General features: G+C 39.9%; 19 protein-coding genes and 1 tRNA gene. 11 read left to right on the top strand and 9 right to left on the bottom strand.

Features of this window, described 5'->3' with window-relative positions:
* Window positions 1–80: 80 nt before the first annotated feature.
* From OFO07_RS03225 to pheS, 4 genes are read right to left on the bottom strand one after another with little or no spacing between them, the layout of a single operon-like run.
* Window positions 81–914: a 4-hydroxy-3-methylbut-2-enyl diphosphate reductase gene (locus OFO07_RS03225; protein WP_270858330.1), complete on the bottom strand. Its 834-nt coding sequence runs from the start codon at window positions 912–914 to the stop codon at window positions 81–83.
* Complete coding sequence (aroA, locus tag OFO07_RS03220) at window positions 904–2,181, bottom strand: 3-phosphoshikimate 1-carboxyvinyltransferase (RefSeq protein ID WP_270870909.1); 1,278 nt, start codon at window positions 2,179–2,181, stop codon at window positions 904–906. The genes OFO07_RS03225 and aroA overlap by 11 nt, the downstream gene beginning before the upstream one ends.
* Complete coding sequence (gene pheT, locus OFO07_RS03215; protein ID WP_270870908.1) at window positions 2,178–4,508, bottom strand: phenylalanine--tRNA ligase subunit beta; 2,331 nt, start codon at window positions 4,506–4,508, stop codon at window positions 2,178–2,180. Before pheT ends, aroA begins: the two co-directional genes overlap by 4 nt.
* Window positions 4,505–5,500, bottom strand: coding sequence for a phenylalanine--tRNA ligase subunit alpha (pheS, locus tag OFO07_RS03210; RefSeq protein ID WP_270870907.1), 996 nt, complete (start codon window positions 5,498–5,500; stop codon window positions 4,505–4,507). Before pheS ends, pheT begins: the two co-directional genes overlap by 4 nt.
* A 132-nt stretch (window positions 5,501–5,632) precedes the next feature.
* On the opposite strand from pheS, the gene OFO07_RS03205 reads away from it, so the two are divergent.
* Together OFO07_RS03205 and OFO07_RS03200 are read left to right on the top strand one after the other, a co-directional pair.
* Complete coding sequence (locus OFO07_RS03205; RefSeq protein ID WP_270865914.1) at window positions 5,633–5,989, top strand: histidine triad nucleotide-binding protein; 357 nt, start codon at window positions 5,633–5,635, stop codon at window positions 5,987–5,989.
* 150 nt (window positions 5,990–6,139) lie between these two features.
* Window positions 6,140–6,478, top strand: a complete 339-nt coding sequence (locus OFO07_RS03200) for a hypothetical protein (protein ID WP_270858335.1) — start codon at window positions 6,140–6,142, stop codon at window positions 6,476–6,478.
* 104 nt (window positions 6,479–6,582) lie between these two features.
* On the opposite strand, the gene OFO07_RS03195 is transcribed toward OFO07_RS03200, so the two are convergent.
* Complete coding sequence (locus OFO07_RS03195) at window positions 6,583–7,023, bottom strand: Dps family protein (protein ID WP_270858336.1); 441 nt, start codon at window positions 7,021–7,023, stop codon at window positions 6,583–6,585.
* Window positions 7,024–7,177: 154 nt separating this feature from the next.
* Between OFO07_RS03195 and OFO07_RS03190 the strand changes: the two genes are divergently transcribed.
* From OFO07_RS03190 to OFO07_RS03180, 3 genes are read left to right on the top strand one after another with little or no spacing between them, the layout of a single operon-like run.
* On the top strand, window positions 7,178–7,837 hold the full coding sequence (locus OFO07_RS03190) for a response regulator transcription factor (protein WP_270870906.1): 660 nt from the start codon (window positions 7,178–7,180) through the stop codon (window positions 7,835–7,837).
* Window positions 7,827–9,164 carry a hypothetical protein gene (locus tag OFO07_RS03185; protein ID WP_270870905.1) on the top strand — a complete coding sequence of 446 codons (1,338 nt, stop codon included), beginning with the start codon at window positions 7,827–7,829 and terminating at the stop codon, window positions 9,162–9,164. The genes OFO07_RS03190 and OFO07_RS03185 overlap by 11 nt, the downstream gene beginning before the upstream one ends.
* Window positions 9,161–9,802, top strand: coding sequence for a hypothetical protein (locus OFO07_RS03180; protein ID WP_270870904.1), 642 nt, complete (start codon window positions 9,161–9,163; stop codon window positions 9,800–9,802). The genes OFO07_RS03185 and OFO07_RS03180 overlap by 4 nt, the downstream gene beginning before the upstream one ends.
* A gap of 39 nt (window positions 9,803–9,841) precedes the next feature.
* Here OFO07_RS03180 and OFO07_RS03175 read toward each other — a convergent pair whose 3' ends face one another.
* Window positions 9,842–10,009 (bottom strand): hypothetical protein, encoded by a 168-nt coding sequence (locus tag OFO07_RS03175; protein WP_270870903.1) that lies wholly within the window; start codon window positions 10,007–10,009, stop codon window positions 9,842–9,844.
* 84 nt (window positions 10,010–10,093) lie between these two features.
* Here OFO07_RS03175 and OFO07_RS03170 point away from each other — a divergent pair, with 84 nt between their 5' ends.
* The 6 genes from OFO07_RS03170 (at window position 10,094) to upp (ending at window position 16,513) form a co-directional block, all read left to right on the top strand.
* Complete coding sequence (locus tag OFO07_RS03170) at window positions 10,094–10,711, top strand: hypothetical protein (protein ID WP_270870902.1); 618 nt, start codon at window positions 10,094–10,096, stop codon at window positions 10,709–10,711.
* Between the two features lie 193 nt (window positions 10,712–10,904).
* Window positions 10,905–12,335: a type I glutamate--ammonia ligase gene (gene glnA / locus OFO07_RS03165; RefSeq protein ID WP_270870901.1), complete on the top strand. Its 1,431-nt coding sequence runs from the start codon at window positions 10,905–10,907 to the stop codon at window positions 12,333–12,335.
* Between the two features lie 41 nt (window positions 12,336–12,376).
* A complete protein-coding gene (locus OFO07_RS03160; protein ID WP_270870900.1) occupies window positions 12,377–13,630 on the top strand; it encodes a ComEC/Rec2 family competence protein in 1,254 nt (417 codons plus the stop codon).
* Between the two features lie 93 nt (window positions 13,631–13,723).
* Complete coding sequence (larA, locus tag OFO07_RS03155) at window positions 13,724–14,980, top strand: nickel-dependent lactate racemase (protein WP_270870899.1); 1,257 nt, start codon at window positions 13,724–13,726, stop codon at window positions 14,978–14,980.
* 735 nt (window positions 14,981–15,715) lie between these two features.
* Window positions 15,716–15,807, top strand: a tRNA-Ser gene (locus OFO07_RS03150).
* A gap of 76 nt (window positions 15,808–15,883) precedes the next feature.
* Window positions 15,884–16,513, top strand: a complete 630-nt coding sequence (gene upp, locus OFO07_RS03145) for a uracil phosphoribosyltransferase (RefSeq protein WP_270868537.1) — start codon at window positions 15,884–15,886, stop codon at window positions 16,511–16,513.
* Window positions 16,514–16,630: 117 nt separating this feature from the next.
* On the opposite strand, the gene OFO07_RS03140 is transcribed toward upp, so the two are convergent.
* The 3 genes from OFO07_RS03140 to OFO07_RS03130 all read right to left on the bottom strand — a co-directional run bounded on the left by OFO07_RS03140 (window position 16,631) and on the right by OFO07_RS03130 (window position 19,162).
* Window positions 16,631–17,203 carry a YqiA/YcfP family alpha/beta fold hydrolase gene (locus OFO07_RS03140; RefSeq protein ID WP_270870898.1) on the bottom strand — a complete coding sequence of 191 codons (573 nt, stop codon included), beginning with the start codon at window positions 17,201–17,203 and terminating at the stop codon, window positions 16,631–16,633.
* Between the two features lie 66 nt (window positions 17,204–17,269).
* Entirely contained in the window at window positions 17,270–17,974 is a 705-nt protein-coding gene (locus OFO07_RS03135) for a hypothetical protein (protein ID WP_270870897.1), read from the bottom strand.
* Window positions 17,975–17,986: 12 nt separating this feature from the next.
* The gene (locus OFO07_RS03130; protein ID WP_270870896.1) at window positions 17,987–19,162 is read right to left on the bottom strand and encodes a hypothetical protein; all 1,176 of its coding nucleotides are present in this window, start codon (window positions 19,160–19,162) and stop codon (window positions 17,987–17,989) included.
* Window positions 19,163–19,164 lie beyond the last annotated feature (2 nt).

Here is a 19,164-nt window from a genome sequence, read left to right as displayed (position 1 = left end):
AAAACTAAATCTTACCTAAATTTTGCTTTTAATCAACTAAATTTTTTTAAATTTTGATATGTTAAATTTGAGATGAAATTTTAAAATTTTGATATTTTTTCGATTTTTTCAACGACTTTTTTGATAATCCAATCAGGCGTGCTAGCCCCTGCTGAAATCCCGCATAAATTTTTGTTTTTAAACCAAATTTGCTCGATTTCGTCTTCGTTTTCGATCAAATAACTATCCTTACAAAAGCTTTGCGAAATCAAAAAAAGTTGTTTTGTATTTGATGAATTTTTGCCACCCACGATTATCATAATATCGGCTTTTTTGGCAAGTTCGGCGGCTGCTTCTTGGTTTTCTAGCGTTGCGTTGCAGATAGTATTAAAAATACGCACCTCACGCGATTTTTGCATTAAATAATCCACGATTTTGACAAAATTTTCGATTTTTTTCGTAGTTTGCGAAACTACCGCAACCTTTGAATTTAGCTTAATCTCGTCCAATTCGCTTGGCTCTAAAACCACAAAAACCCTGCCCTTAGCATAAGATTTCACCCCTTTTACCTCTGGGTGGTTGCTATCGCCAAAAATCACGATATCATACCCCTCATCGCTCATTTTTTCGACGATTTGCTGTGGTTTGGTCACAAAGGGGCAGGTCGCGTCGATGAGCTCTTTATTTTGCGCTCTTAGGCGCGTCAAATCCTCTTTTTGGATACCGTGTGTGCGGATTATGAGCTTTTTTTCATCGCTTACTTCGCTAGCATCTTTTAGGGTTTTTACGCCGAAATTTTGCCTTAGACGGTTGATCTCTTCTGCGTTATGGATTAGCTCGCCTATCGTCGAGGCCTCGCCTGCGTTTTCTGCGATTTTAATCGCTCTTTTGACCCCGAAGCAAAAGCCGTAGCTTTTCGCCATTTCAATCCTCAACGCTAGCTCCGATTTGTTTTAAAATTTCGCTGAAATTTGGAAAAGATGTCGCGATACATTTGGCATCTTCTATCATCATACCGCATTTAAGCCCCAAAATAGCGAAGCTCATCGCAATTCTGTGATCGCCATGAGGCGTGATGATTGCTGGACTCATTTCTCCACCGCCCATGATTTCAAAGCCATCTTCTAGCTCGCTAGCTTTCACGCCACACGCCTTTAATCCCTCGACCATGACAGCTATGCGGTCGCACTCTTTGACGCGAAGTTCTTTTGCGTTTTTTAGAGTGCTTTTGCCCTGCGCGCAGGCAAACGCCACGGCTAGGGCTGGGGCTTCATCTATCATCCATGGGATATTTTCGCTAACATCTACGGCGTGAAGCGGGGCGTAAGAAATTTCAATATCGCCGATTTCTTCGTAAATTTCATCGGTTTTTTTGTAGCTGATTTTCGCGCCCATTTTCTTTAAAATTTCATAAGCTTCTATGCGAGTTTTATTTAAAAGCATATTTTTTAGCACGATATGCGAGCCCGGGATTATCGAGGCTGCCACAGCGTAATAAAACGCCGAGCTTGGGTCGTTTGGCACGAAAATTTCAAGCGGTTTAAGTGGTGCGCGTAGTGGCTCTACACGCAGTTCAAGGCCGTTTGTGCTAATATCCGCTCCCATGGCTTTTAGCATTTTTTCGCTGTGATCGCGGCTTAGCTCAGGTTCGCTAAATTTGCAACCATTGCTATTAAGGGCGGCTAAAATCATAGCGGTTTTGACCTGAGCAGATGAAATTTTGCTATCAAATTCGAAATATTCAAGCCTATTTCCCTCGATTGCAATCGGAGCTTTGTTTGCATTATCGCGACCATAAATTTTCGCCCCTACTTTGCTTAGGGGACCCCCTATTCTGCGCATTGGGCGTTCGTTTAGGTATTTATCGCCACTTAGGACGAAAAATCCCTTAACCGAGCTTAAAAGCCCCATAAAAAGGCGAATCGTAGTGCCTGAGTTCCCGCACTCCAATGGCATATTTGGCTCTTTTATCGCGCCTTTTGGCGTGATTTCGACCAAAGCACCCACTCGCTTAACCTCTGCGCCCAGAGCCTCTACGATTTTTAGCGTATTTAGCGTATCCTCGGCTAGCAAAAAATTTGAAATTTTGCTTGTCCTATCCGATAAAAGCGCGAAAATTGCGCTTCTGTGAGAGATCGATTTATCCGAGCCGATATTTGAAATTTCGGCATTTAATGGCGATTTTTGAGCGAAAATTCTCATCGTAATTCTAATCCTAAATTTTGATTTAATGCTTGTAAAATTTTATCCATAAAGCCCGCTACTTCGTCATCTTCAAGGGTTTTGTTATCGTCTTGGAAACTAAATTTAATTGTCAGACTTGCGCTATCTTTTAGGCTTTCGTCTCTGTATAAATCAGTCGGCAAAAATTCCTTCAAAGCGTCGATTTTAAGGGAGCTTATAACCTCTTTAATCTTCTCAAATCTAAGGTCATTTGGCACCAAAATACTTAAATCACGCGAAATACTAGGGAATTTCGAATAAGCATTTGCCATAATTCTTTCAAATTTTAACTTTCCAAAATCAATCTCGCACAAATATGTTTTTTCCAAATCACGGCTTTTTTCTACATCGCCATCTACGCGTCCTATAAAGCCCACAATTTCGCCGTTTTGCTCGATTAGAGCTTGTTCAAATTCGCTTAAAAAGCCGATTTTTTGCTCTGGGATTTTCACGCTAAATTTACCAATCACGCTTTGAATTAATCCCGCAAAGTATAGAAAATCCACAGCCACAGGTTTCGCGCCGTTTGCGATAGAGCTTTCGTTTTTTAGTCCGCTTGCGACAAATCCTAGTTTTTGCGATTGCACGCCCTCAGCGTCAAAAACCGTGCCAAGCTCAAAAAGTTTGACACTTTTTTTCGAATTTTTCAAATTTCGCTCAGATGAAGCCAAAAGATGATTTATCAGCGTTGGGCGAAGCGCGTCTAACTCGCTATTGATTGGGTTTAAAATCTCTTTTTTGCACGGCGCAAATCCAAGAGAGGCTAAAATTTTGCTATCGTCAAAGACATAATGCACACACTCGAAAAATCCCAAAGCAGCCGCTTTTTTGCGCACTTTGCGTGAATTTTGCAAATTTATATAAGTTTCGTTTATGCGTGTTTTTTCCTCGAATTTCATCGGTGCTGAGGCGATATTATCGATGCCTACGATTCGCACGATTTCCTCGCAAATATCGTGCGCATTTAGCACATCGTGCCTAAAATGCGGAACTTTGGCGTTGATAAAATCAGCCTCTATGCTGATATCAAATCCTAGTTTTTTTAGAATTTTTACGATTTGATCGCGCGAAATATCTGCGCCAATCATTTTATTAATCTCTTTGTCGCTAAATCTAATCGTTACAGGCTCATACGCGCTCGAAATTCTCTGCGCGCCAGCATACGGCAAAATCGAAGGATTTTCGCCCAAAATGCGAAATAAAAGATCCGTTCCCACGCCTAGACTTGGCTCGCTACCACGAGATGAGCGATAAACCTGCTCGTCGCCTTTTAGGCTTTTGTTTTCGTTTATGGCTTTTGCGATGACAAGGGGTTTGGTGTAGTTTGCCTCGATGATTGCGATTTTTGTGTTATCGCAGGCTTTAAAATTTTCATCTTGGCAAATTCCGGCGATACTTAGCAGTTTTTCACCGCAATACACGCCAAATTCGCCGTTTTGTAGCTGTTTAATATCAAGTGAAATTTTTTCGCTCCCACCAGCGATTTTTTCGAAATCATACGCCCTTAGCAAAACTCCCGTCGCGTGCGTAACATAGCTTAGATAGTTTTGCACAGCGCAAGAGCCTAGCAAATCGGCAATCGCAAGGCGCAAAATGTGTTTGAAGGAAAGGCCGAAATTTTTCTTTGCTTCAAAGGCGCGAAACGAAAATCTCGCGTTGCTTTCGGCGTTTGTATGGACATTTAGAATTCTGCCGATTCCTGGGGCATTTTCAGAATCTTTGAACTCGACTTTTTCTTTCAACGCTAAATTTAACCCAGCACCAAGATCTCGCGCGATACCTAAAATACTAAGGCAATCGCCTCTGTTTGCGGTCAGCTCGATCTCGATTATATCGTCGTTAAAAATTTCATACTCATTTAGCGCCTTGCCAGGGATTAGCTCGCCGATACTTTCGTCTAAAATCATAATCCCATCAAAGGTCTTAGGAAGCCCAAGCTCGGTCGATGAGCAAATCATACCAAAGCTCTCTTCGCCACGAAGTTTGGCTGGTTTGATCTCCAATCCGCCAGGAAGCTTCGCTCCCACGAGTGCTACTGCTACAAACTGCCCTGCATCGACATTTTTGGCTCCGCACACGATTTGGAGCGTTTTTTCGCCCACATCGACTTCGCAGACATTTAAATGGTCTGAATTTTCGTGGCGTCTTTTGCTTTTAACAAGCCCCACGACGACCAAATTTGGGATATTCATGCGAGTGTGCGCATCGACTTCTAAGCCAATCGAATTTAGCGTAAGGGCTAAATTTTCTGATGAGACTTCGCTTAAATCAATCCAATCTTGTAACCAATTTTTCGTTATTATCATTTAAATTGCTCCAATAATCTAATATCGCCTTCAAAAAGTGAGCGCAAATCAGGAATTCTATGAAGTAGCATAGCAAATCTCTCGACCCCAAGCCCAAAGGCATATCCGCTCACATCGCTCCATTTTACCGCTTTAAACACATTTGGATCTACCACGCCACTTCCTAGCACTTCTAGCCAGCCAGTTTGTTTGCACACGCGACAGCCCGATCCGCCACAAAAAATACAGCTAATATCGACCTCTGTGCTAGGCTCGGTGAATGGGAAAAAGCTAGGGCGAAATCGCACTTTGACATCGCCAAACATATAATGCAAAAAATCCTCTAAAATGTATTTTAAATTTGCGAAGCTCACATTTGCGCCCTTTTCGACGACTAAACCCTCTACTTGGTGAAACATCGGCGTATGTGTCAAATCCATATCGCGTCTAAATACCGCACCTGGGGCTATCATACGCACTGGCGGAGTTTTGAATTTCTCCATTGTGCGGATTTGCACGCCACTAGTGTGTGTGCGCAAAAGCTCGCCTGAATTTAGATAAAATGTATCTTGCATATCGCGCGCTGGGTGGTATTTCGGTAAATTTAGCGCTTCGAAATTATGGAAATCATCTTCGATTAGCGGACCAGATTCTACGCTGAAATTTTGCGATACAAAATAATCTATTATCTTATCCATAGTCTCCATTACAGGGTGAAGTGCCCCGCTAGCGACATTTTCGTTAAACAGCGTAACATCAATCGCCTCTTTTTTCATCGCCTCTTTTTGCGCGATTGCCTCCAAGGCTGATTTTTTCGCGCCAATTAGCTCGGAAAAAATATCTCGCTTTTGGTTTGCCTCTTTTGCAAAATCCTTTTTTTGCTCGGCAGGGACGGACTTTAACTGAGCGAAAAGCTCGGTGATAACGCCCTTTTTGCCAAATAATTCAAGGCGGATTTTTTCGATTTCATCTAAGCTAGTGGCTGCTTCGATTTTGGCTTTGATTTCTTGCAAAATTTATCCTTTTTGTAAAAAAATGAATTTTGCGATTTTATTTAAAATTTCATAAAAGCAAGGTAAAAATTCATAAATTTGAAATTTTTAGCTATAATTCGCCTTGATTTTTTAACCCAAAAAGGATTTATTATGAATATTTTCGAAAGAATTGTTTCAGGCGAAATTCCATGCAACAAAGTCCTAGAAAACGACGATTTTCTGGCGTTTCACGACATTAGCCCAAGGGCACCAATCCACATTTTGGCAATTCCGAAAAAATGCTATGAAAACTTCCAAGTAACCCCACCAGAAGTCATGGTAGGGCTAAGCAGTTTTATCAAGGAAGTCGCTGTGAAAATGGGGCTAGATAAGACAGGTTACCGCCTAGTGTGCAACTGCGGCGAAAACAGCGGCCAAGAGGTCATGCATTTGCACTTTCATATCCTTGGAGGAACCAAACTTCCGTGGGATAACACAAACGGCGCGAATACGCACGATAAATTCTAAAACTCACAAATTTCACAAGTCGCCAAATTTGGCGACTTTTCTGCTTAATTTTTTAAATTTCAAAAATTTCATCTCACACTAAATTAAGTGAATTTTAATGGGGAGGGGGTTACAATCACTTCCTTTAAATTTACCCAAATAGGAGTATATATGAAAAAATCTATTTTTGGTTGCGCTATTATCGCGCTTTTAGTAAGTGGATGCGGTTATGTCAAAAAACCATTTGTAAAAGAGGCTTCACTTTTGGATAGAGCCGAGCTTGCCACAGGTATAGAAAAATCAAATTTAACAATCGTTAAAGACTCAGTGGTCAGCGAAATCGACTCTGTGCATTTTAAGGTCAATGATAATAAAGGCAATCTATATAGATGCTATTTCACCAGCGTCGTAGCACTAGATTCTGATACGCTATGCACCAAAATCGGCGGCGCAAATGGCGCGTCAAACCAAAAATGCAACGCATTGCTAAAAAAAGCAGGAAAATGCTAGACTAAATTTGACTGAAATTTCAAGGTTTAAATTTAGGTTTAAATTTTGAGATTAAATTTAAAAAAGTCGCCGAATTTGGCGACTTTTATTGAGGTTTGCAAAAATTATTTTGCAAGCATTGCATCAAGCATCCAAAGGCGTTTTTCATATCCGCCAAGTTTGTCTTGTGCGAAATTTGATGTTACGATATCGCCTGCTTCATCTGCGATTTCGGCTAGTTTTTTGAACTCTTTTAGCAAATATTCATAGGCTTTTTTCACATTTTTTAGCACCTCTTCTGCGCTATAATCGTCTTTTAGATCGATTGGAGCAGAGGCTAGTTTGATTAGCTCTTCGGCTTTGATTACTGGTTTGCCACCGATTTGCAAGGCTCTTTCAGCTGCGTCATCAAAAAGCACGCCAAACTCATCGTAAGCCTCCTCTGTGTAAGAGTGGATTGGCGCGAATTGTAGGCCTTTGATATTCCAGTGATATGCGTGAAATGCGACAAATAGCGCGTGTGCATCTGCTTGGATTTGGTTTAGTTGTTTTGTTACTTTTGACATTTTCATGTCTCCTTTCTTAATTTAAATTCGGCGGTATTATAAACGATAAATTTAAATAAAAAGTATCTAATTAATAAATTTTATTATTTAGAACTCTCAAATTTACAAAATTTACATATAATTAAGGTTTTATATCAAAATTTAAAGAGCGAAAATGGTAAAAATTTTTTTGATTGAAGATGACGCAGAGTTTGCTGGATTGATAGCCGAATTTTTAGGTTCGCGAGGCATTAGCGTGGAGGCGTGTGAGGATCCGTTTTTGGCGATTAGCACGGATTTGGCGCAGTTTGATTTGGTTTTATTAGACCTGGGGCTTCCTGGCATGGACGGGCTGGAAGTTTGCAAAGAAATCCGCAAAAAAAGCAAAATCCCGGTTATCGTTTCAAGCGCGCGCGCCTCAACCGTCGATAAGGTAAGCGCCCTGCAAATCGGGGCTGATGACTATCTGCCCAAACCATACGACCCAGACGAGCTATACGCGCGCATAATCTCGCTTTTGCGCAGGGCAAATGATTTTAAAGAAGAGAGCGAAAATTTAGCGTTTAGCGTGGATAAAAATCTAGGCGATGTGCTGTTTAAGGGCGTAAATTTGGGGCTTACGCTGGCTGAGTTTGAAGTGCTTGGCGAGCTAGTTCGCAACTTCCCAGCCGCTGTCAGCAAGGAGCAAATTTTGCGCGCCTCGCCCTCGATTGTATCGGCAAATGAGAAAAATTTGGAGATGATAATCAGCAAAATTCGAGCCAAAATCAAACCTCACAGCGAGGCAAATCACATAATCTCACTTCGCGGCAGAGGGTATCGCCTTGCCAAATAGCGAGCAAAATTCGGCGCAAAATTCAGCGCAGGGAAATTCTCAAAATTTGACGCATACGGATACGCAAAAGGGCGCAAAAATTTCAGCGCAAATAAATTCGCAAAACAGCGCGCAAAAGTCCATTTTCAGGCGCATTTTGATACTTTTTTTGGTAGCGTTTTTGGGGGTAGTTTTTTTGTGGTTTGGCGTGCATAGCTGGAAGGATTATCGCTACAAAGAGACTTTGCGCCTAAATTTACGGCTAAATTTGCAAAGTTTCCAAGAAGAGCTTTTAAACGCTAGCTTGCCAAGCGATGAAATTTTGGCGCAAAATGGCTTTGTTTTAGCCGAAAATTTCGGCACCAAAAATGCCAAAATCATCGAGAGTTTCGGCGATAAAAACAGCGGGTATCAGATCGTAAAATCAGGGCGCGAGGAGCTGTTTTTCATATACACGCCGATTAATTATATGGTTTTGCGCGCCTTGGATAATGACCGAGATTTCGCGGTTTTCGACATTTTTTTCTGCGTTTTGCTAGGCATTTTGGCACTACTTTTTTTCTTTTTAAATAAGGCTTTGGCGCCATTAAATTTGCTTTATTCAAATTTGCTAAATTTAAAAAACGGCGAGTTTAAAATTTTGGAAATTAAAAGCGATTATAAAGAAATTTCTCGTATCCAAAACGCCTATAATAGCGCGATTTTGCGCATAAAACAGCTTCTTGGCACCAGAGAAATGTTTAACAAAATCTTCATGCACGAGATGAAAACTCCCCTTGCCAAGGGCGCTTTCTACCTAAAAAACGCTCCCAGCCCGCAAAATCAGGGCAATTTGGCTAGGCTTTTTGCGCAGATAAACGAGCAGTTAGAAAATTTCAGGCTTCTTGAAAGTCTGGTTAGCTCCGAGGCGGTAGAGTGCGAGCAAATGGGCTTTGGCGAGGTTTTTGAGCGCACACGCGAAAAGCTAAATTTGCGCGAAAATGATAAAATTTGCATTGATTTAGCACGCGATTTTAAAATTTACGGAAGTGCCGAGCTGTGGGAGATTTGTCTTAAAAATTTAATCGAAAATGCGCTGAATTACTCGCCAAATCACGAGATTAAAATTTACGCCACGCATGGCGCGATAGTTTTCGAAAACAGCGGCGAGCCCCTAGCCAAGGACATTTCTAGCGCGAACGGCGAGCTAGAACTAAACTGGAAATTGGATAAAAGCGTGCGGCATAAAAGTTCGAGCGGGTATGGATTTGGGCTATTTATCATACAAAAAACAGCGATTTTAAACGGCTACGAAATCGCCTATTCGCACGAAAATGGCGTGAATTTTATAAAATTTATAAAAAAGTGAAACAGAATTTGCGTAAATTTGTTAAAAAATTTTTTAAATTTATCGCTATATTGATGGTGATATATTTTTTACCGATAGTTTTGTTATTTTTTAGAGAACCTTTTATTATAAAAGCAATGAAAGATGATTTGATAAATTATGAGTTGTATTATTTAAAAAGCCATTATAACGCTAAACTTAAAGCATTAGATAAAAGCGATGATGAGATAGAAAAGCTAACAAAGGAGTATGATAAGATTTTAGAGAAACAAAGAGATAAATTTTATAAAACTTGTAAAAAGTATGTTAGCTATACACTTTCGCATTTGGACTTTGTAGATTTTTATGTTACTTGCAAATTTGACGATGAAACTAAAAAGTTATATTCGGATTTGCAAAAAGTTATTAAAATCAATGATGAATATCATTTAATTACTAAAAAAAAGGCTCATATAATGTTTTTTAATATGCCTGCAATGTATTCTTATGAAGTGCAACAAAAACATTTAAATCACAATGAAGAAATATCATATATGGAAATTAGTAAAGATATGCTTTCGGAAGTTACCGAGCTACTTGATTATTTTGAAGCAAATAAAATGGATAAAAGAATATTTGTTTATGATGAAAAACAAGAAATTTACTTTAAAATCAAATAAAGGAAACGAATTGCAAACTGCGAATTTAAAAATTAACATTTATCTTTTGGTAGTTAGGTGTCGGCTCGCAATGACAGCAAATTTAGCACAAGGAATTTTATGCTCGTAGATTGCCACGAAACGGCTTGCGCCGTTTCTCGCAATGACAATAGCGAGCATATCGGCGCAGTATTTCAAAACTCCAAATTTATCGTAAATTTTTCTCAAAGTTAGCTTTGGTTAGCAAAGCGTGGGTTTTGGGGTTAGTTTGCGCGCGTATAATCACGCCAACTTTAAAGCAAAGGAGAAAAAATGAAAAAGTTAGTTCTATCATTAGCGTGCGCTGTTTTGACAACTGGGGCTTTCGCACAAGGTCCGCAAGGCGGACAAACTCCGCTTCCATGCGCAAACGCAGAGCATAAATGCGCTCCAAATTTAATGCCAAAAATGGGCGGATTTAAGGGTGGTTTCGAAGGCGGTTTCGAAGGCGGCGCAATGCCGTGCGCTGGCGATATGAAAAACTGCCAAGCAAAGGGGGCGAAATTTGGCCAAGGTATGAAAAAATTCCACAAAATGGGGCACAATGACCGCTACACAGGCGCGATTATGCGCGAGCTTCCACGCCTTGATCTAAGCGATGAGCAATGGGCGAAGGTGCGCAGAATAATGTTTGAAGCAAACGAAGCGCGAATCGCCAAAAAATCAGAGCCACGCGAGAATTTGCTAGAAGATATCGCTAATTTTGACAAAGCAAAATTTATCGAAAATAATAGCAAAAAATTTACCGAGCAAATCACCGCCGAGGCTGGTGTCATCGAGGCCTTGCTTGGTGTGCTAAACGCAGAGCAAAAGTCAAATTTGGCTAAAAATTTAAAAGAGCGCAAGGAAAAAAGAGAGGCGCAAAAAGAGCTTAAAAAAGATAAAAAATAAGCCTTCCTAAAATAATTTCATACTCCCCTAACCCTGCGAATTTCGCGGGGTTTTTTAAATTTATCACTAAATTTAGCACCAAATTTTCAAACTGCGCAAATTTCAAAATTTAACTCACACAAAAATATTTCGCTTCGTATTTTAAGTAACAAAAGGGTAAAATTATAAAATTTAGAATTTTTAAGGAGAAGAAATGGGAAAATTTGTGAATAATGTCGATGAATTTTTCAAATTTTGCGAAGAAAACGAAGTTAAATTTGTCGATTTCCGCTTTACGGATATGAAGGGATTTTGGCACTCTATCAGCTACAATATCAAAATCGTCGAACCAGATCAGTTCAAAAATGGTATCCCAATGGACGCTAGCTCGATGGACGGGTGGCAACCAATCGATAAAAGTGATATGCTAATGATGCCAGATGTCGAAACTGCATTTTTAGATCCATTTACCGCAGACCCTACGGCTGTGGTTTTTAGCGATATTTTCGATATTTACAAGGGCGAACTTTACGAAAAATGCCCTCGCTCAATCGCCAAAAAGGCTATGAAATACCTAAAAGATAGCGGGCTTGGCGATGAGGCGTATTTCGGGGCTGAAAATGAATTTTTCATCTTCGATAATGTCAAAATCGTCGATAGCACAAACTGCGCTATGTATGAGATAGACACCGAAGAAGGCGAGTGGAACGACGATACGAACTTCTCATCAGGATACAATAGCGGTCACCGCCCACGCAAAAAAGGCGGATATTTGATGACTCAGCCAATCGATACAGCCACTGATTTAAGGGCTGAGATGATGCAGGTTTTGGAGCAAGTGGGCTTAGATGTCATGCTAGGACACCACGAAGTAGCCCAAGGCCAAAACGAAATCGGCGTGAAATTTGGCAATCTAGTCGAAATGGCTGACAATGTGCAAAAACTCAAATATGTCATCAAAATGGTAGCCCAACTAAACGGCAAAACCGCGACTTTCATGCCAAAACCACTTTATGGCGACAACGGAAATGGCATGCATGTGCATCAATCAATATGGAAAGACGGCAAAAACCTATTTTATGGCGAGGGAAATTACGCAAATTTAAGCGATTTCGCCAGATGGTATATCGGTGGCGTGCTCTCTCACGCTAGAAGTGTCGCTGCATTTACTAATGCTAGCACAAACAGCTACAAACGCCTAATCCCGGGCTTTGAGGCTCCGTCGATTTTGACATATTCTAGCCAAAACCGCTCAGCTTCTGTGCGAATTCCTTATGGCGCAGGCGAAAAGAGTGTGCGGGCTGAATTTCGCTTCCCAGATAGCACCTCAAATCCGTATTTAGCCTTCGCTGCAATGCTAATGGCAGGACTTGATGGCGTGAAAAACAAAATCGAGCCAGCAGGGCCAATGGACGAAAACTTATTTAAACTCACCCTTGATGAGATTCGCGAGCGCGGTATCGAGCAGTTCCCGCACACGCTTCGTGGCTCGCTAGAAGCGCTGATCCGCGATAGAGCGTATCTCAAAGATATTATGAGCGACGATTTTATCCAAGCTTATCAACACATGAAATTTAAAACCCAAGTTTGGCCATACGAAGCACGCCCTACTCCGTATGAGTTTAAGATGAATTTTTCGTGCTAAGGGCGCGTGGGCGAAAGTGATTTCGCCCAAATTTCAAAATTTTGAAACTCAAACTCTTTTATAACAAAAAAGAATTTTGCCTATTTTCGCTTTTTATCATTTTGATTTTTGCGCTAAATTTGGCGTTTAAATACCACGAATTTTGCGAATTTAAATCAAATTCTCGCATATTTTTACAAAGCCAAATTTTAAATTCCTACGACAAAACAAACGCCAAAGGCCGCACATACACCGTGCTAAAACTAAAATCAGGGAATTTTACGATTTATACCACGACCAAAACCGGGCGCGAATTCCCACGATTCGCGCGCGTGAGTGTGGGTATCATCACGCAAAATTTGAGTTTTTTGGATTTTGTGAAGGCTAGGTTTTATGCGCCAAATTTTAAAATTTCCGCCCCATTTTACGAAAACTCGCCCAAAACCAAAGCCATAAATTTTATTCGTTCTCAGCACGAAAACCCCCTTATAGCCGATCTTTACAGCGCGCTGTATTTCGCCACGCCCATGCCTTATGATTTGCGCCAAAACATCACGCACTGGGGGATCGCGCATATTGTTTCGATTAGCGGGTTTCATTTAGGCATTATTTTTTCATCGTTTTTTCTGATTTTTGCGCCGATTTATCGCATTTTGCAGAGGCGATTTTTCCCGTGGAGAAATCTCAAATTTGACCTTAGCGTTACGGCGATTTTGCTGATGATTGGCTATCTTTTTGTGCTGGATTTTACGCCTAGTTTTTTGCGTTCGCTGGCGATGTGCGTGGTGGGATTTTCCCTTTTGTGGCGCAATTTCGAGCTTTTAAATTTCGCCAATCTCTTCCTTAGCATTGCGCTTTTACTGGCCATTTTTCCGCATCTAGCTTTTAGCGTAGGGTTTTATTTTTCCTCCCTTGGTGTGCTTTATATTTTTTTGTATTCGCACCATTTTTGGGGCAAATTTGGCACTTTCGCAAATTTGGCGCTTTTTAATCTTTATGTCTGGTTTGCGATGAATATCGCGGTGTATTTTTTCTTTCCGCTAGCTTCATTTCAGCAACTTAGCGTGATTATCATCGGATATATTTTTGTGATTTTTTACCCTCTTAGCGTGGTTTTGCACCTGTGCGGATTGGGCGGGGTTTTTGATGAGGCTTTGATTAGTTTTTTAAATTTCACGCTTCCAAGCTTCAAGGCGCAAATTCCACTTCCACTTTTTGTGCTTGCAAATTTATGCGCTCTTGGCGCTATTCGCTCTAAAACCTGCGCCTTGATATGCCCTATTTTAGGAATTTTGCCGATATTTTTCATAACTTAAATTTTAAAATTTATTTTGAAATTTAAGCAAAATATACACCCCATCGCTGTATAATAAAAAGTTTAATTTTCATTTCATTTTAAGGGAGACATAATGTTAAAGATTCCTTACGGCAATACTTTTATCGACTTCGACGAGGGGGACGCAAATGTTTTGCGCTCTAAAATCGACGAGCTTAAAGCCGAGGGTAGCGGCCTAGAAATCGTAAAAAAAGCTATGGCGAACCCAATCGATAGCCCGCGATTGTGCGAGCTTGCCAAAGGCAAGAAAAACTGCGTCATCATCATCTCAGACCACACCCGCCCAGTGCCAAGCAAGGATATTTTGCCAAATATGTTTGCCGAGCTAAAAGAGGGAAATCCCGATATCGAAATCACGCTTTTAGTTTCCACTGGATTTCACCGCCCTACCACAGAGGCCGAGCTCCGCGCCAAACTAGGCGATGAAATTTATGAAAGCTCAAAAATCGTGGTGCATGATTGCTTCGATCCAAATTCAAACACACAAATCGGCATTTTGCCATCAGGCGCGCCGTGTGTAATCGACAAAGTAGCCGTAGAGACCGAGCTTTTGGTATCAGAGGGCTTCATCGAACCGCACTTTTTCGCTGGATTTAGTGGCGGCAGAAAGAGCGTTTTGCCTGGCGTTTGCGACAAAGTAACCGTGCTAGGAAATCACTGCTCGAAATTCATAGATAGCGAATTTGCCCGCACTGGCGTGCTAGATGGCAACCCATTGCACACAGATATGCTAGCAGCGGCGAAATTTGCCAAACTCGCCTACATCGTAAATGTCGTAATCGACGAGGATAAAAAAACGGTCGCAGCGTTTGCGGGAAATTATGTCACAGCGCACAGAGCAGGTTGCGACTTTTTGCTAAGTTACGCCAAAGTTGAGCCAAAAATGGCAGACATCGTCATCACATCAAATGGCGGCGCGCCACTTGATCAAAATTTATACCAATGCGTCAAATCAATGACCGCGGCTGAGGCTACCTGTAACCCTGGTGGCGTCATCATCGAGTGCTCATACTGCGCTGATGGACACGGTGGCGAGGGATTTTATCGCTCACTTAAAGATTGCGAAAGCGCGCAAGCCTTTTACGATCAATGTATGGCAACCCCACAAGAAAAAACAATCCCAGATCAATGGGAAAGCCAAATTCTCGCGCGCGTTTTGATCAAACACACAGTCATCATGGTAACGCGCCCTGAGATCAAAACCATGGTCGAAGATATGAAAATGAAATATGCCGCTAGCCTTGAAGAAGCCCTAGAAATGGCGCATGCGCTAGGCAAAAAGAGCCTAACTGTGATTCCAAACGGAATTTCCGTAATCGTAAAAAAATAATTTCTGCTCGGGGGCTTCGCGCCCCCTGATTTTGCTTTTTTAAAATTTAATCTCCAAAATTTATCAAATTTGTCAAATTTGTCATTGCGAGGCGACTTGTCGCCGTCATGGCAATCTACGACTTTAAAATTCCTTGCGCTGAATTTGCTGTCATTGCGAGCATAGCGAAGCAATCCAGAGAAATTCCCGCACCCTTAATTTGTCATTGCGAGAATTTTTGCGAAGCAAAAATTCTCGCAATCTACGCGCTAAAATCACCAAAACGCAAATTCCGTGTCATTGCGATAAAACGAAGTTTTCGAAGCAATCCAGGGAAATTTAAATTCAAAATTCAACCCAAATTTAGCATTGAACGATTTTTTAAATTTTAGGCGAAATTTTGAAATTCTCTGTAAGGGGGAGGGCGCGCTTTTTAGGAGACGCTACCCTCCCCCTTACCAACCCCCACCCCTGTAAAACCTTAGAAGTGGCTAAATTTAGAAAAACGAAGTTTTTCTAAATTTAGCTGGTTTAATTTTTCGTTACGGCTTCGCCGTGCTAGATTGCTTCGCTCGTTACACTCGCTCGCAATGACAAATCAAACAAAATTTACGCTCAATAGCGCATTATACACACGCCAAAATTCTCGGCGCAGTATTCCCCAGCCCTACCACAAAACAACCAAAATTTCAAAATTTAGCGAAATTTTAAGCGTTATATTAGTTTTATTCGATATAATGCGATTTCTTATTACTTGGACAGGTGGGTGAGCTGGCCGAAACCACACCCCTGCTAAGGGTGCAGCTTCTAACCGGGGCTCGAGGGTTCGAATCCCTCCCTGTCCGCCACCGATCAAAATCCCAAAATCTACCCTTTCATTACCAATTTTCTGTATAATAGGCAAATTTTATGAAAGGTGAAATCATGAAAAATATCAAACAAATCTCACACCCCCTAATCGAGCACAAACTCTCAATCCTGCGAGACAAAAAGACAGATCCGTTTCAGTTTAGAATGCTAATCGACGAGATTAGCTACCTAATGCTTTTTGAGGCAAGCAACGATTTGCGCCTAAAAGACGCGCCGATTACGACGCCTGTGGCGAAAATGACAGCAAAAAGATTAGACGAAAAGATTATGATCTGCCCTATTTTGCGCGCTGCACTTGGTATGCTGGATGCTGTCTTTAAGCTAATTCCGGATGCGAGCGTCGGGTTTTTGGGCTTTCAGCGAAATGAAGAGAGTTTGCAGGCTGAGTTTTTTTACGCAAAACTCCCGGCCGACTACAAAGAGCGCACCGCAATCATCATAGATCCGATGTTTGCCACCGGTGGCACGGCGATTGACGCGGTGAAATTCCTCAAAGAAAAGGGCGTGAAAAAGATCAAATTTATCTCTATCATCGCAGCACCTGAGGGACTAAAAAAATTCAGTGAAATCTACCCAGATGTGCCTGTATATACCGCCGCAATCGACGAGAAGCTAAACGAAAACGGCTACATCGTCCCAGGTCTAGGAGACGCTGGCGATAGGGTGTTTAATACGATGAAGTAATTAAATTTTTAGAAGAAATCATAAATTTTAACTACCAAATCTCTTCAAGCTTTCCTTAAATTTTCAAGGAAAGCTTTATATTTATATTATTTTTGAATAATCGCCAAAATTTTATACTTATAACCAACTATCTTTTAAAATTGTATCTTTGTATTTCGAAAAATCTGTTATTCGGTGGCGCTCGTTCGTTACTTCGATATAACAACAACCGCCGAATAATTCTTTAACTTTTTCTACATTATTTACCAAAACTTCATCGCTTTGCGAGACGAAAATCGACATTGGCACCGTAAGCATTGGGTTAAATTTATGATTATATGATTTTCTCTCCGCGATAAAATCGTAGTTTTGTGGGTCAAAACACGGATTAAAAAGGACCAAATCACAACAATTTTTCTCAGCAATCGCTCTGGCATAATAGCAGCCAAGCGAAGTTGCAATTATTTTAAAATCGCCTTTTTTTGGCAATTTGACGCATAAATTTTGAAAATTTATTTCGAAATCCGCCCTACTATCCCAGCCCAAAACTTCAACCTCAATCCCTAGTTTTTCGATATTTTTCGCAGTTTCAAATCCTGTCGAATTATATCCGTGGATGTAAAAATATTTTGTGGTATCGTTTTCTGGCGCACACGCTATGCCTAATTTAATTTTTCGTCTCATTTTTAGGTTTTTTGCTTTTTTTATCATTTTAATTCCTTGCAGATAAATTTTGTGTTATATATAAATTTATCCTTTAAATTTGCTAAAATTATTTTATAAAAAATTTAATTTCTCACCCAAATTTGTAACAAATCCTAAAAACGAACTAATTGCATTTGTAATTTTTATAGTCGTGTCTATATTGGCTTTTTTATTCATCTTATTTTCTTTTTCGGTCAAAGTTTCTTTAACACGACTTAATTTTTCAAATAACTCTTGCTCTTTTTCGCTTAATTTTTTAATCTTCTTTTTTGCTTCAAGTTCTTCTAATTCTTTTAAAAGCATATTTAAAAAATCATTTATTTCTATCTCAACAATTTCTTTATTTAGATGATAATCCAAGGTATTGCTAGCTGATTTTTTTAGCTTACTTTCTAAGACTATGCGAATTGCTGGATTTTCCAACACAAACTTGATTTTGCCTTTTTCTATGATTTCTGTAAATTTAACAAGATTGTCTTTGCAATTATTCAAAAAATTTACAAAAATTTCATCATAATCAGTCTCTTGCCCCATAAATTTAACTAAAATATTTGTCTTAGCCGTTTTGATGCGAGTTTGAGAAATCTTTAAAAGTCTTGAATTTTTAGCATTTGAATTTTTATCAAAAAAGTGATTTTCATCATATTTGTTTATCAGATAAATCAGATAATCATAAATATCATTTTTCGAGTAGGCATAAAGCCCACTCGATTTTATAGTATTCCAAAGTTCGTCTAGTAATTCGGTTGAATTTTTTATCGTTATATCATTATTCATTTTTTATCTCCTTTAATTTTTACGCCATGGTTTAGAGCTTATTTGGCTTCCTTTATTGTTATACACATATACCGTGCCATATTTGCCATCGCTATTTTTATCTAGAACAGAAACCGTTGTGCTAGTATAGCCAACGAGCTCTCCTAACCTAGAAAATAATCGACTTCCTTTTAGATTATAGACATACACATAATTTCCGTCTTGCACGGCCGAACCGATAAGCTCTCTTTGATTTTTTTCCTCCATTTCTTTATTTTTCCGTTCCATTTCTCTTTGATTTTTTTCTTGCATTTCTTTATTTTTTCGCTCTATTTCTTTCATTTGTTTTTTATGCATTTTTTCCATTTTTCGTTCATCATACATGTCATCATCTCGCGAAGCACTGCTAAATGAAGAATTTATTCTGCCAAAAAAAGAAAATATCGGACGCAAAATTTTTTTATAAATGATATAAAAAATTGTAACATAAAATATGGCTTTAATTCCTTCCATTATGCTTGGTGGCTCTTTTTCCGCATTTGTTTGTGTATATTCTATTTTTTCTTGTGCTACATGTGCAGATTGAGAATTTGCTTTGGTTTGTGGTTGTTGGGCAATTTGTTCTTGTATAGTTTGCTCTTGTTCGACAATTACTGCCTTTTCAATATCTTTTGTAGGCTCTTTTTCGCAATCTTTTATCGAATTTCCTGCCATAAAATTTTCATAACATAAACAATTTCCGCCGAGTTCGCAAGATTTTTTTAGATATTGAGTGGCAAATTTTGTATCTCCTTGCTTTGCAGCTATCTCGCCCAAAGCTCCGCACGCACTAGCAATGCCCTCTTCGCATAACAACATTAGTTCGTTCAGCTCATTTTTGATAGCTTCTGCCTCTTCAATATCTTGTGTAGGCTCTTTTTCGCAATCTTTTATCGGATTACCTGCCATAAAATTTTCGTAGCACGAACAATCTCCACCAAGTTCGCAAGATTTTTTCAAATATGAAATAGTAAATTTATTGTCTCCTTGACTAGTAGCTATCTCGCCGACAGCCCCACACGCACTAGCCTGCCCGTTTTCGCATAACAAAATCAACTCATTTAATCCGTTTTGGATATTTTTACCTTGAAATATATCCGATTTTATGGTAGAAACATCCGCACTTAATAAAAAAGAAAATGTGCAAAACAAAACTGACAAAAATCTCATTT

It is taken from the genome of Campylobacter sp. JMF_06 NA1 (assembly GCF_027737785.1).
GTDB lineage: Bacteria > Campylobacterota > Campylobacteria > Campylobacterales > Campylobacteraceae > Campylobacter_B.
The sequence above is the reverse complement of the archived record's forward strand: the minus strand, read 5'-3'. Positions and strand labels throughout refer to the sequence as shown.